The sequence below is a fragment of the Methylobacter sp. genome (assembly GCF_030680395.1).
Taxonomy (GTDB): domain Bacteria; phylum Pseudomonadota; class Gammaproteobacteria; order Methylococcales; family Methylomonadaceae; genus Methylobacter_A.
Genome location: NZ_JAUXVR010000041.1, coordinates 1 through 13,475, shown reverse-complemented (window position 1 = coordinate 13,475; position 13,475 = coordinate 1). Strand labels below are relative to the sequence as shown.

Below are 13,475 nucleotides of genomic sequence, written 5' to 3'. Positions count from 1 at the left end.
AGTAACCTATATGGAGCAAAGTTATGTCCTGGAATGAGCCTGGCGGCGATAAGAAAGACCCCTGGAGCGGTCGTGGTGACCAAAAAGGTCCACCTGATCTAGACGAAGCAATACGTTCATTGCAAGAAAAGTTAAGTGGTTTTTTTCGCGGCGGACAAGAAGGCGATGGTAGCTCTTCCGGCACTCCTCCATGGAAAAGTCTTGGTTTTCTCGCAGCTGGCGCAGTAGCGTTATGGGGATTAAGCGGCTTTTATATTATTAATGAAGGTACGCATGGTGTTGAAACCCGGTTCGGTAAATATGTTGCCACAACTCAATCAGGTTTGAACTGGCATTTACCGGCGCCTATTGAGCGAGTTGATATCGTTGATGTTAAACAGCAGCGTTATATCGAAGTAGGTTATCGTAGCGGAGGCAATGAACAGACTCTTGGCTCGGTGCCGAAAGAAGCATTAATGCTGACCAAAGATGAGAATATTGTCGATATCCGCCTAGCTGTACAGTATCAAGTTAAAAACGCAAAAGAATTTGTTTTTAACATAGTCAATCCTGCAGCTACCTTGAAACAAGTTACTGAAAGTGCGCAGCGCGGAGTCATCGGCAGCAGCGAAATGGACTTTGTTTTAACCGAAGGCCGTAGTGAAGTCGTGGCTCAGATTAAAAAGGAAATTCAAGAGGTTATGGATAGCTACAAATCCGGTATTCAGATCACCAGTGTCAACCTTCAGGATGCACAGCCGCCTGAACAGGTACAAAACGCATTTGAAGACGCTATTAAGGCGCGTGAAGATGAGCAGCGCTTGATTAATGAGGCGGAAGCCTATTCCAATGACGTTGTTCCTAAAGCACGCGGTGCCGCAGCCAGAAAAATGCAGGAAGCCGAGGGCTATAAAGAACAGGTTATTGCTCAGGCAGAAGGTGAATCCAACCGTTTTTCAAAATTGCTTGCTGAATATACTAAAGCGCCGGATGTGACCCGAAAACGTCTTTATATCGAAGCTATGGAATCCGTATTGAGTGAAACCAATACCGTGATGGTTGATGTTAAAGGCAGTAATAATATGCTTTACCTGCCATTAGATAAAATGATCCAGCATCAGCCTTCGATTCAGCAACCCAATGTTCCTCAAAGCACAGCAGATCAACCACCTCATTCAGCGGTTGAAGCGGCGCAGCCCGCTGTGCGAACTTCAACTCGCGGTCGTGACGCAAGGGGACGCTAATGACACAGAATAAAATTTTGGTAAGTCTGGGTGCATTGTTGTTTATCAGCATGATGTGTTTGTTTACCGTCAGTGAAACAGAAAAAGCCATTAAGTTTCGTTTAGGTGAGATTGTAAAGAATGATTACGAGCCTGGATTGCATTTTAAATGGCCGCTTATCAACAATGTAAAAAAGTTTGATAAACGCATTCAAACTATGGATGCGAAGCCTGAACGTTTTTTAACGGCTGAAAAGAAGAACGTCATTGTTGATTCTTTCGTTAAATGGCGCATCGGTGACGTAACTACGTTTTATACGGTTGTTGCCGGTGATATAGATCAGGCTAATTTACGTCTGGATCAAATTGTTAAAGACGCTTTTCGTGGCGAATTCGGCAAGCGGAATATCAAGCAATTGCTGTCAACCGACCGTCAGGTCATTCGTGAAGTATTGATTAAAAACGCCAAGCCTCTTGCAGCTGATTTGGGTATGGAAATTGTTGATGTTCAAGTCATGCGCATCGATTTGCCGGACGAAGTTAGCAGTTCCGTGTTCCGTAGAATGGAAGCTGAACGTGAGCGTGTCGCCCGCGAGTTCCGTTCGCAAGGTGCTGAGGCGGCAGAAAGAATTCGCGCCGATGCCGACAGACAACGGGTCGTTACTATGGCCAACGCGTTCCGGGATGCGGAAATGCTTCGTGGTGAGGGCGACGCAAAATCTGCTGAAATCTATGCTAAAGCCTATGGCGCTGACGCGGAGTTCTTCACTTTCTATCGCAGCTTGAATGCCTATAAGAAGACATTTACAAGTTCAAGCATGATGGTGCTTGATCCTGATTCGGACTTCTTTAGATACTTTAAACAGCAGAAATAGTTAAACACGATTCCCAAGTTTTAGCCTGGGAACCAGTAACCAACGCTCCGCATGCGGGGCGTTTTGTTTGAGTGGGACATACAAAACATGCAACAAAAAGACTCTTGGCTTTTGCCCGACGGCATAGAAGAGATTTTGCCGGAAGAGGCTAAGCATCTTGAAAGCTTGCGCCGTAAGATATTAGACACATTTGCCTGCTGGGGATATGAATTAGTTATTCCTCCGTTCATAGATTATCTGGATTCCTTATTGACCGGGTCAGGACATGATCTGGAATTGCAAACCTTCAAACTGACCGATCAGATCAGCGGTGAAATGCTTGGGGTGAGGGCGGATATGACCCCGCAAGTCGCCAGAATCGATGCGCATAACCTTAACGCCGAATGGCCGACACGTCTTTGCTATGCAGGTACTATTTTGCACACCAAAGGCGATCCGCTCGAAAAAACCAGAAGCCCGATGCAGATAGGCGCCGAGCTTTACGGACACGCCAGTAAGGAAAGCGATGTAGAAGTCATACGCTTAATGCTGGAAATGTTGGCAATATCCGGATTGCAAAATGTTCACCTTGATTTGGGTCATGTCGGTATCTATCGGGCGCTGTCAAGGCAGGCTGGGTTAACTGACGCACAGGAAGCCGAGTTGTTTGATGTGTTACAGCGTAAGGCCAGACCGGAGCTTCATGAGTTGATGGCTTGCTACAGCATCGATAGTGAGCTTAAGGCGATGTTCCTGAAATTACCCCAGCTAAATGGCGGCAAGGACACCATTGCCAAAGCCCAAGCGGTTTTATCGACGGCTAATGGTGAAGTCAAACAGGCTTTAGCGGATTTGGAAGCGATTGCTGATAAATTAACGAGCAATTTCCCGTCATTACCGGTCAGTTTCGATTTGGCCGAGTTGCGCGGTTACCATTATCACACCGGTGTGGTTTTCGCAGCTTTCGTGCCATCGGTAGGCAGGGAGATTGCCAGAGGCGGTCGCTACGACAATATCGGCGCTATTTTTGGACGCGAGCGTGCTGCGACAGGCTTTAGTGCAGACTTGAAGCTATTATCGGCATTAGGCAAAACATTCTGCCAAAAAGAACGGCAAGCCTTAATTTTTGCGCCCTATGGGGACGATGCAGCGTTAAACGAAAAAATCAGGGATTTACGCGCAGAAGGACAGGCGGTTGTTCAGCAACTACCGGGGCAAACCGGGACTGCACAGGAACTTAAATGCACATCCGTCTTGGAACAAGATCATCAAAATTGGGTCGTTAGGCCATTAGCAAGCTTGGAATAATTATGGGAAAAAATGTTGTTGTTATCGGTACCCAATGGGGTGACGAAGGAAAAGGTAAACTGGTTGATCTGTTAACGGAACAAGCGGAAGCTGTCATCCGATTTCAGGGCGGGCATAATGCGGGACACACGTTGGTTATACAGGGAGAAAAGACCGTTTTGCATCTTATTCCCTCCGGTATACTCAGGGAAAGTGTCCAATGCATGATTGGCAACGGCGTAGTTTTATCGCCTAACGCCTTGCTTGAAGAAATTGAATTTCTGGAAAAAGCCGGTATTCCTGTTAGAAACAGGTTGCTGATCAGTGAAGCCTGCACACTGATATTGCCGGTTCATGTGGCGATTGACAAGGCCCGTGAAATAGCACGAGGCAGCAAAGCGATTGGTACAACGGGGCGCGGTATAGGACCTGCGTATGAAGATAAGGCGGCCAGACGAGGCCTGCGGGCCGGAGACTTTTTAAATCCCACGCTTTTCGCCGAAAGATTTAAGGAACTGGTCGAATACCACAACTTCATGCTGACCAATTACTATCACACTGACGCGGTTGATTATCAAGAGACCCTTGATGAAGCGCTCAGTCTGGGCGAGCAAATCAAGCCCATGTTGACTGACGTGAGTGAGAAATTGTACAAGCTTCAGGATGAAGGCAAAAACCTGTTATTCGAAGGCGCTCAAGGCGCTCTGCTGGATATAGATCACGGTACTTTTCCTTATGTGACTTCGTCCAGCACCACGGCTGGCGGCGCGGCTACCGGCACCGGCATCGGCCCTCTTGATCTTGACTACGTACTGGGAATCACCAAAGCTTACTCGACACGCGTAGGCAATGGCCCTTTCCCGACTGAGTTGCATGATGCGAACGGCGAACACTTAGGTACAGTAGGGCATGAGTTTGGCGCCACTACCGGGCGCAAGCGCCGCACCGGCTGGTTTGACGCGGTCGCAATGCGCAAGTCTGCAAAAATGAACAGCCTCAGCGGTATTTGTTTAACCAAACTGGATGTGCTTGACGGTCTGGAAAAGGTCGGCATTTGTACCGCCTATCGACTTAACGGTGTCGTTACTGAAACGGCTCCTTTAGGTGCTGATCAATATGAAGGATGTCATGCGATTATTGAATACATGCCGGGCTGGACGGGAACGACCGCCGGTGTAACCGATTTCGACGCGCTGCCTGACAACGCCAAAGCCTATATCAAAAGAATTGAAGAGCTGATAGGTGTCAAGATTGCTATCTTGTCTACCGGTCCCGATAGGGACGAAACAATTATCCTTGAGCACCCGTTCGCTTGAATGGCTGTCGCATAAATTACCCGGAGTTAACATGGCTGAAACTGTAGACGAATTGACTGTAACGTACGAAGACGGCGGCATTGAAACAGTCAAGGAACTGGACAAAAAAGTGCTGACCAAAGGTGCATGGGCTACGGTTATGTACCGTTATCAGGACTGGAATCGTGCCAAAGAAGAATACGGTCCCGATAAATACACCATTCGCCGCTATCAAAAACAAAACGGCGAGTACAAGCAAAAATCGAAGTTTAATATTTCCAGTAAGGATCAGGCGAAAGCTATTATCGAAGCGCTGGAAGATTGGATTAAATTGGACTGATGCATGTAGGGCGCGCCGTGCGCGCCTTTTCGGATACCCGAATAATCTTGTTAGCCATTGGCGCGCACGGCGCGCCCTACATGAAGCTCCGTCGCGCCGATTCAAAACTTGAGCGGGTGCATTCGTTATATCGATTTCTAAAATAAATTGCTGTGGTTTCATTCCGCATCGGACCTCCAAGGCATTCATGAGCAAAACCACCTCTCCCTCCGTTACCCGTATCGCCTTAGCCAGCTTCATCGGCACCGCTATTGAATTCTACGATTTTTATATCTACGGCATGGCGGCGGCATTGGTTATCGGCCCGGTGTTTTTCCCCGGCGACAACCCGACAACGCAAGCCCTCAGCGCCTTCCTCACCTTTGCCGTCGCTTTTCTGACCCGGCCTCTGGGCGCGACGCTTTTCGGACATTTCGGCGACCGCATCGGGCGCAAAACAACCTTGGTCGCATCGCTGCTGGTGATGGGCGTCTCCACTACCTTGATAGGCGTGTTGCCGGGCTATGACGCTATCGGCGCATGGGCTCCGGCGTTGTTGTGCCTGTTGCGTTTCGGTCAGGGTATCGGCTTGGGCGGAGAGTGGGGCGGGGCGGCACTGCTGGCAACCGAGAACGCGCCGGCCGGAAAACGCGGCTGGTACGGCATGTTTCCTCAGTTGGGGCCGCCGGTGGGATTTTTATTAGCTACAGGCAGTTTTTTGCTGTTGGCCCATTTTCTAAGTGATCAAGAGTTTAAAGACTGGGGCTGGCGACTCCCGTTTCTTGCCAGTTCGGTACTGGTCATGGTCGGTTTGTATGTGCGGCTGGCTTTGGCCGAAACCCCGGTATTTGCCAAAGTTTTGCAGCAGCACCAACAGGTCGGCTTGCCGCTCAAAGAAATACTTAAATCTCATGCTGCCCCGCTGGCGCTGGGAGCGATGGCGATGGTCGTCTGTTATGCGCTGTTCTATATTTCAACCGTGTTTTCGCTGAGCTACGGCACCACCACGCTGCAAATCCCGCGCCAGCAATTTCTCGGCATGTTGTGTGTGGCCGTACTATTTATGGCCGCCGCCACGCCATTATCGGCCTGGGCAGGCGATCGTTTCGGACGACGCCCAGTATTGCTGATTGCCGGAAGCGCCGCATTCCTGTCCGGTTTCCTGTTAAAGCCGATGCTGGAAAGCGGCTCGCCGTTGATGATTACCGCTTTCCTGTCTTTGGAGCTGTTCCTGATGGGAGCCACCTTCGCGCCGATGGGAGCCCTGCTGCCGGAGCTATTTCCTTCCAAGGTGCGCTATACCGGAGCGGGAACGGCTTACAACTTGGGCGGCATACTGGGCGCTTCGTTTGCACCCTATATCGCGCAACGGCTGGTCGCCGAAGGAGGGCTGGCTTGGGTCGGCGGCTATGTCTCTTTGGCTGCAGCTATCAGCCTGCTTGCCGTATACTTATTGCGCGAAACCCGTGATAACCGTTGGGTGTAAATAGTAGGTTTGGCTTCACTCATCTTGCCCGCATCGGACGGTTTTCTGCAATTATGTCCAATACTGAGGTTAACCGGGATTCTGCGCGATAATGTCCATAAAACAATCAACTACATGAATTTATGAAAAACAAAGGGTTGGTAATTAATTCTTTCTGTGCTTGGGATGGTGAAACGTTTGTGCTTAATATTCTCGGCCAACCCAGTGCAAAACAGGATGCTATCGGCAAGGTTAAAGGCAAGCAACTCAAAATCAGTGTCACTGCCGCGCCAGTGGGTGGCAGAGCAACCGATCATATGGTTCGGTTTCTGACAAAGGAATTTGGGGTGGCAGCCAATGATATTGAAGTGGTTTTTGGCAGGTTCAATGTCAACAAACAACTACGCATTAAAGCGCCCAAGAATCTACCCTCTGTCATTAACAAACATTTATCTCAAGAAGCACGATAGGATAAGTAAAAAATATTAATGCTGTTTTTGTTCTGTTCCCTGAGGTGGTGCGGTCTCCGTACTCGCTTTATCGCCTACACTTTCCAAAATTTCTTGTTCGGTTTTTTTGTTCATAACAATAATGGAAATTCGCCTGTTAATCGGATTGAGTGGTTCGGTAGTGGGATTGTAGGGAACACTGGACGATAATCCGATCACTCTTAAAATTTTGCCTTCGGCAAGCCCTGCTTGGGTCAGTTCGTATCGAGCAGCGTTGGCTCGGTCACTGGAAAGCTCCCAATTGGTATATTTTTTTTGATTGGGCGGAAAAGGCCGTGCATCAGTGTGTCCATTGAGACTGACTCTATTGGGTATCTCGTTGATAACCGGCGCCAACGCCCTCAAAATCAATTTGATTTGCGGCTCAGGTTCTGCGCTGGCCAGTTTATACATGGGTCTGTTCTGGTCATCGACGATTAGAACGCGTAAGCCTTCTGATGTTATTTCCAGTTTGATTTGATCTTTGAACTCGGTTAATTCAGAAGTCGAGTCTATTTTTTCCTGGATTTTTTCCTTTAAATTTTCAAGTTTTTCCTGCTCAATTTCTTCGGCTTTCCGTTCAATTTCTTCAGGAGAAATGTCTTTAATTTCTGTTGTCATGCCTTTGTCGATCTGGCCCTGGTCTTGCGAGGTAATATCTGCACCCCCCGCTTCAATAATGCTGGTTCGATCACCGACATCGGCTCCTTTTTCTTGCGTCGATGCCTTAAAAGGATCTTGAAAGTATTCGGCAATTCCTTTGCGTTCAGGTTCAGTGGTTGTCCCCAATAGCCACATCAGTAAAAAAAAAGCCATCATGGCGGTAACGAAATCGGCGTAAGCCAATTTCCAGGCGCCTCCATGATGAGCATGGCCGCCTTTTTTTATTTTTTTTATGATGATCGGTTGTTGGTCAGCCATTGTTCAAATTAACCTTTATTGGCTCTCAACTGTTCTTCCAATTCCAAAAAGCCAGGACGCATGGAGGAGGCAATCATGGTGCGCATATACTCGGCAGTCATAGCAGGCGATACGCCTTTGGCGCAGCACAGCAATCCTTTTTGGGCGCACTTATAGACGTTGCCCGATGCTTCAAAGCGTTCTGACATCACCGCTGCGACGGGACCGATAAAACCATAGGCCAGTAAAATACCGAGAAATGTTCCGACCAGGGCCGCCGCAATCAGTTTGCCCAGTTCTGAAGGCGGAATACCGACCGACTCCATGGTATGTACGACGCCCATTACCGCCGCGACAATCCCAAAGGCGGGTAAACCGTCAGCGATATTCTGGACGGCTTTAATGGGCGCATGGGCTTCTTCATGATGAGTTTCCAGTTCCTGATCCATCAGTTCTTCCAGCGCGTAGACCTCAACTCCGGTAACGATCAAACGAAGGTTGTCGCAAATAAACTCCATTAAATGATGATCGCCGAGAATTCTGGGCGTAAAGACCGGACTGCTTTTCGGGTCGTCGATAATACTTTCCAGCGATAACAAGCCTTCCTTGCGTGTTTTAGTGGTAATTGCATAAAAGCACAACAGCAGATCAAGGTAATAGTCTTTATTATACTTGGTACCTTTTAAGGTAGCAGTGGCCTGACTGATAGAGGCTTTTATAACGGACATCGAGTTTCCGCAGATGAAAGCACCTACGGCAGCGCCAATGATAATAATAAATTCAAAGGGTTGAAAAAGAACGCCGGGGTGTCCGCCGCCGCCCATAAATCCACCCATGATTGATACAGAGAGGATTATATATCCAACGATAACTAGCATGTGTTCTCTTTTTGTGGTTGGTTTATATTGAAATAACTAAATGAAATTTAGTACACATTAATATTTAAACAATGATCACTGCATGATTTATATATTGGTCAACGCAAAAAACTGATTTTAAAGCTGGATTTTCTTTGTTCCCGATTTAATAATCTTGAGACTATTTTAACTTGATTTTGAAATGCAGGAGCTAATCTTTCGCTGCTTTGCTTTTTCTGATTACGTACTTGTTTAGATCATCTGCTGCCATTTAGATTTGATCACGCAATAACCGGGCAAAATCTTCCGGTGGCAGGGGTTTGCTTTTGATATAACCTTGATAAGTGTCACAGCCTTTTTCGCGCAGGAATGCCAGTTGCTCAAGCGTTTCTACGCCTTCGGCCAGTACCTTGAACCCTAAAATATGGCCCATCGCAACAATCGTCGCGGTAATTTCCATGTCGTCTTGCACCGAAGGAATATCATCTATAAAGCTTTTGTCGATTTTCAGTACATCCAGAGGAAAGCGTTTGAGGTAGGCCAGTGATGAATAACCGGTGCCGAAGTCGTCAATAGCAAGTCGAACGCCCTGAGCACGCAAATTATTAAGCACTTCGACGGCTTTTTCTTCGTTTTCCATTAAGCCGCTTTCAGTTAATTCCAATTCTAATAGCTCGGCCGGGAAGCCGGTCTCGTTCAATACTTCTGCCACCAGGGCGTTAATATCGCTACGGCGGAACTGATGAGGGGAGACATTGACCGCTAAAGTTAATGAGGGTAAACCCGCGTCTATCCAGCGTCGGCCTTGTCGACAGGTTTCGCGCAGCACCCAGGCGCCAATCTCTACAATCAGACCGGTTTCTTCGGCAATGGGAATAAAGTTGGCTGGTGGAATCAGTCCCGCGGTGGGATCATGCCAGCGTACCAACGCTTCTGCGCCGATGATCAGGCCACTGTCGATATCTATTTGTGCCTGGTAATAGACGCATAATTCTCGCTGTTCAGTAGCGCGGCGCAGACGCGCTTCCAGTGCAATACGCTCGCGAGCGATAATGGTAAACTCTTCGGAAAAATAGGCAAAACAGCCGCGTCCTTCATCTTTAGCTCTATAGAGAGCGATGTCAGCGTTATCCATCAATGTTTCAGGACTGTCGCCGTGCTGTGGGAACAAGCTAATGCCTATGCTGGCTCCGATTCTTACCTTTCGGTGTAGCTCAGGATCAGGGCAGGTGCTGTTATTTTTAAGCAATTGAAACGGCATGCTTAAGTCGGCAACGATATTTTCTGCGACCCGTGCCGCATCTTCCGGATGAGTAATGTCTTCCAATAGCACGATAAATTCATCGCCGCCCAAACGCGCCACCATATCGACATCGCGTAACCTTGCTTTGATGCGGGTAGCGACTTGTTGCAGTAATTCATCGCCTGCCAAGTGTCCCATGCTGTCATTAACTACTTTGAAACGATCCAGATCAAGCATCAGCAATGCCAATTGTTTGCCGTCACGTCGCTCCATTTCTATACCATGCTTTAGTCGCTCCCATAGCAGACGACGATTAGGCAGTGCCGTGAGCGGGTCGTAATAAGCCAGGTTGTGAATAGTTTCTTCAGCCTCTTTGTCTTTGGTGATGTCGGTGAAAGCGGCAACGTAATTGGTGATCCGGTTGTTCGCGTCGCTAACCGTGGTAATGCTGAGCCATTGAGGGTAGATTTCCCCGTTTTTGCGTCGGTTCCATATTTCCCCCTCCCAGTAGCCATCCTGTTTCAGGGTATGTTGCAGTACCCTATAGAAATGAGTATCCTGACGCCCTGAGTTAAGTAACGCGTGGGTTTTTCCAACGACTTCTGTCGGGCCGTAGCCGGTAATGCGGGTAAACGCCTTGTTGACTTTCAGGATAATCTGATTGGTATCGGTAATGGACATGCCTTCTTGCGATTCAAAGGCGGTCGCGGCGATGCGAAGTTCTGCCTCGGCCTGTTTTTGCTCGGTAACGTCGCGAAAACTCCATACCCTGCCGACTACTTTGTTGTTAATTATCTTGGGGATAGAGTATCGCTCGACGATTTTTCCATCATTGAATTCAATAACATCGAAGGAATGGGCTTCGGGCGTAGCATATAGTTCGGTTACTTTATTTGAGAAAGCCTCTGCGTTTTTGATTTGATTGGGTCCGTACAACAGCTCCGCATTACCGTCTTTAGCTCCTGTTTTAGCGGCAATGACTTCATCCGGAATTTGCCACAAATCAATGAATTTTTGGTTATGTAGCAGCCAATTATTGTTCAGGTCTACAGCCAGAATAGCTTCGCCGGTGGATTCCAAGGTAGCCTTTAATACTGAGAGGGATTCCGCTATTTGTATCGTTGACTGACCTCGCTCAATCGCCAATTGCGCCAGTCCGGCATAGTGGCTAATCAGGCTGATGTCCTTATCCGTTGGTTGTGTCGGCAGTCGATGGTAGATGGCGAAAGTTCCGAGTACGCGTCCCTGATTATTTTTAATCGGGTACGACCAGCAGGCTTGCAGATCGGCTAGGTTGGCAAGATCGCGAAACGGTTCCCAGTAGGGGTGATGTTGCACATCTTCAACGATGACGCTCTCGCCGCGATACGCCGCCGTGCCGCAAGATCCTACGCCATCTCCAATCGGCAGGCCATCAACGGCTTGATTATAAAAGTCGGGTAAACTGGGCGCTGCGCCATGGCGCAGATGTTTGTTGTTTTCATCCAGCAGTAAGATAGAGCACAGCATATCGGGATGCAGTGCCTCAATTTGACGAGCTAATTCATCCAATACCGTGGATAGATCTCCCCCTTGATTAATAAGTTGAAGAATTTGGTTCTGTAAAGCCAGTTCGTCGGTGCGGGTACGTAATTTATTTTCGACAGCCTTGCGTTCGGTGATGTCATCAAAAAATACCAGAATCCGTTCGCCGACGATTGCATTATAAAAAATTATATCGCGCATCATTCCGTTCTTGCAGGTTACCCTAAACTCCATAGGTTCAAACTCTTTCCCGTCAAGGATGGCTTTTTCCATTGAGCCTAGCCATATTTCTTTTGCCTGATTCCGATAATATTCGTCAGGATAAGCAAGCGGCCACCACGCATCCAAGTTTGGAGTATCGTCCAGTGTGTAACCGAAAGTCTGGGTAAACCGGTCATTCAATAAATCGATTCCGCCCTGTTTATTGGCTATACCTATAGCAACAGGTGATTCTTGAATAAGCAGGCGGAAATGTTCCTCGCTCTCCCGCAGGCTTTTGATCGAAATCAGGCTGCTCAAAGCTTCGGTAACTCTTTGTGCAATCTGGGTGAATATCCATAGATCGTCCGAATCGTGGATATGCGCTTTAGAACAATGGTGAATGCCAAGTAACCAGGGGCTGCCGATCTGCGGCCGAAGTGCAATAAGTAATTGAGATTTTACCGAGAATTCATCGGCGGCTAGCGTTGGAACGGCAAGGGCTAAAGTGGGGCCGTATTGCAAGGTTTCGCCTGTTTCAAGCGCCGCTTGAAACAGTTCTGCAAATTCTTCGGTGACCGGGATTTTTCTGTCGCGAACAAAAGCGCCGGGCCATTCGGGACGGGCTTGCTCTATCGGTACGGACCAAAAGCTTGCCTGGGGATCGCAGGGGTACAAAAACCAGGCACGGTCAGCATCAAAAATCAACTGGATTTCTTTGAGTACTCCATCAAGCATGGTTTCAAGGCTGTCGGCCGTAGAGCTTATTCGGGATATGCGCTCCATTATCTTCAGATGACGAAGTCGGCGGGTTAGTTGCTGTTCCGCTTGCTTGCGCTCGGTAATATCCTGGATGGTACCCACCAGTTGCACGGGATTGCCGGCTTTGTCGTATTCGATGTCGCCATGAGCGCTTACCCAGCGTGTTTCGTTATCGTTTGGGCGGGTGATTTCATATTCCATCGAAAACCGTTCGCGATTACGAATTGTTTTTTGATAATGATCAAGCGCATGCTGACGGTATTCAGGGTGAATCAATGTTACCCAATTGGGAATATCTCGTTCAAAGTGCGCGTCAATGCCGAAAATCCGATCGAGCAAAGGGGAACTTTTCCAGCGACCGGTCGTCAGATCGGTTATGTAATAACCTATTTCAGCCGTCTCATGCGCCAAGCGTAAGAGTTTTTCGTTACGGGCGGCTGTTTTATTTTTTTGCCTTAGCGTTCGATAGGAAGCCAATAGCGTTAAGGTAATAACACCGGTTAATAGGCTGATGATTACGGCAATCTTGACATATTGGAGCAGTTTTTCTTTGTCGGCTTTGGGATCAGGGTCGTAGCTGAAACCTTGCAAAAACTTGTCATTTTCAACCATGCCCGCTTTGATGAAAGTTTCCGCCATGTGCCGCCAGCGCCAGGGATTCATGTGTCCCAGATCGATGACATCCGGCATGATCAACGAACGTATTGCGTCGGCTTCAAAGTTAAGATGATCCCTGGATTTGTTGACGTGATATTTGTTGAGCAATAGATCGATAATTTCCTGCGGATGATCCATTGCGTAATACCAGCCTTCAAGGCTGGCTTGGCGAAAGGCCTTGACGCGTTCGGGATGCTGTTTAAGCTCATCTTCCGTTGTAAACAGAATATCGCTGTAAAAATCGACACCGTAGTTGCGCGGATTGAGTACGGTGAATTCAACTCCTTGTTGCTTTAGAAAATAAGGTTCGTTGCTCAGATAGGAATTAAAGGCATCTGCCTTGCCGTCAACCAAATCATGAATTTCATAACTGCTGGGGATGACATGAAGGCGGCTTATGTCTATGCCTTCATTATTGAACATG

10 protein-coding genes are annotated in these 13,475 nt (G+C 48.0%); 7 read left to right on the top strand and 3 right to left on the bottom strand.

Annotated elements, in window-relative coordinates:
* Window positions 1-23 precede the first annotated feature (23 nt).
* From hflK to Q8L79_RS15795, 7 genes are all read left to right on the top strand, one after another.
* Window positions 24-1,223 carry an FtsH protease activity modulator HflK gene (gene hflK, locus Q8L79_RS15825; RefSeq protein WP_305273173.1) on the top strand — a complete coding sequence of 400 codons (1,200 nt, stop codon included), beginning with the start codon at window positions 24-26 and terminating at the stop codon, window positions 1,221-1,223.
* Complete coding sequence (gene hflC, locus Q8L79_RS15820) at window positions 1,223-2,077, top strand: protease modulator HflC (protein ID WP_305273170.1); 855 nt, start codon at window positions 1,223-1,225, stop codon at window positions 2,075-2,077. Before hflK ends, hflC begins: the two co-directional genes overlap by 1 nt.
* 87 nt (window positions 2,078-2,164) lie before the next feature.
* Complete coding sequence (locus Q8L79_RS15815; protein ID WP_305273168.1) at window positions 2,165-3,364, top strand: ATP phosphoribosyltransferase regulatory subunit; 1,200 nt, start codon at window positions 2,165-2,167, stop codon at window positions 3,362-3,364.
* Window positions 3,365-3,366: 2 nt separating this feature from the next.
* Window positions 3,367-4,659 carry an adenylosuccinate synthase gene (locus Q8L79_RS15810; protein WP_370870007.1) on the top strand — a complete coding sequence of 431 codons (1,293 nt, stop codon included), beginning with the start codon at window positions 3,367-3,369 and terminating at the stop codon, window positions 4,657-4,659.
* A gap of 31 nt (window positions 4,660-4,690) precedes the next feature.
* Window positions 4,691-4,978, top strand: coding sequence for a hypothetical protein (locus Q8L79_RS15805; RefSeq protein ID WP_006894063.1), 288 nt, complete (start codon window positions 4,691-4,693; stop codon window positions 4,976-4,978).
* A gap of 187 nt (window positions 4,979-5,165) precedes the next feature.
* Window positions 5,166-6,443, top strand: coding sequence for an MFS transporter (locus Q8L79_RS15800; RefSeq protein ID WP_305273162.1), 1,278 nt, complete (start codon window positions 5,166-5,168; stop codon window positions 6,441-6,443).
* A 122-nt stretch (window positions 6,444-6,565) separates the two neighbouring features.
* Window positions 6,566-6,892: a DUF167 family protein gene (locus Q8L79_RS15795; RefSeq protein ID WP_305273159.1), complete on the top strand. Its 327-nt coding sequence runs from the start codon at window positions 6,566-6,568 to the stop codon at window positions 6,890-6,892.
* A gap of 15 nt (window positions 6,893-6,907) precedes the next feature.
* Here the strand turns inward: Q8L79_RS15795 and motB are convergent, their stop codons facing one another.
* The 3 genes from motB to Q8L79_RS15780 all read right to left on the bottom strand — a co-directional run.
* Window positions 6,908-7,831, bottom strand: a complete 924-nt coding sequence (motB, locus tag Q8L79_RS15790; RefSeq protein WP_305273155.1) for a flagellar motor protein MotB — start codon at window positions 7,829-7,831, stop codon at window positions 6,908-6,910.
* Between the two features lie 8 nt (window positions 7,832-7,839).
* Window positions 7,840-8,688, bottom strand: coding sequence for a flagellar motor stator protein MotA (gene motA / locus Q8L79_RS15785; protein ID WP_305273151.1), 849 nt, complete (start codon window positions 8,686-8,688; stop codon window positions 7,840-7,842).
* A 250-nt stretch (window positions 8,689-8,938) separates the two neighbouring features.
* On the bottom strand, window positions 8,939-13,475 hold a 4,537-nt coding region (locus Q8L79_RS15780; RefSeq protein ID WP_305273148.1), incomplete at its 5' end, for an EAL domain-containing protein.

Bases quoted from the DNA above. Each gene is read 5' to 3' on its own strand.
- Q8L79_RS15800 (WP_305273162.1), top strand. From the start codon at position 5,166: ATGAGCAAAACCACCTCTCCCTCCGTTACCCGTATCGCCTTAGCCAGC.
- Q8L79_RS15795 (WP_305273159.1), top strand. From the start codon at position 6,566: ATGAAAAACAAAGGGTTGGTAATTAATTCTTTCTGTGCTTGGGATGGT.
- Q8L79_RS15810 (WP_370870007.1), top strand. From the start codon at position 3,367: ATGGGAAAAAATGTTGTTGTTATCGGTACCCAATGGGGTGACGAAGGA.
- Q8L79_RS15815 (WP_305273168.1), top strand. From the start codon at position 2,165: ATGCAACAAAAAGACTCTTGGCTTTTGCCCGACGGCATAGAAGAGATT.
- motA (WP_305273151.1), bottom strand. From the start codon at position 8,688: ATGCTAGTTATCGTTGGATATATAATCCTCTCTGTATCAATCATGGGT.
- hflK (WP_305273173.1), top strand. From the start codon at position 24: ATGTCCTGGAATGAGCCTGGCGGCGATAAGAAAGACCCCTGGAGCGGT.
- Q8L79_RS15805 (WP_006894063.1), top strand. From the start codon at position 4,691: ATGGCTGAAACTGTAGACGAATTGACTGTAACGTACGAAGACGGCGGC.
- motB (WP_305273155.1), bottom strand. From the start codon at position 7,831: ATGGCTGACCAACAACCGATCATCATAAAAAAAATAAAAAAAGGCGGC.
- hflC (WP_305273170.1), top strand. From the start codon at position 1,223: ATGACACAGAATAAAATTTTGGTAAGTCTGGGTGCATTGTTGTTTATC.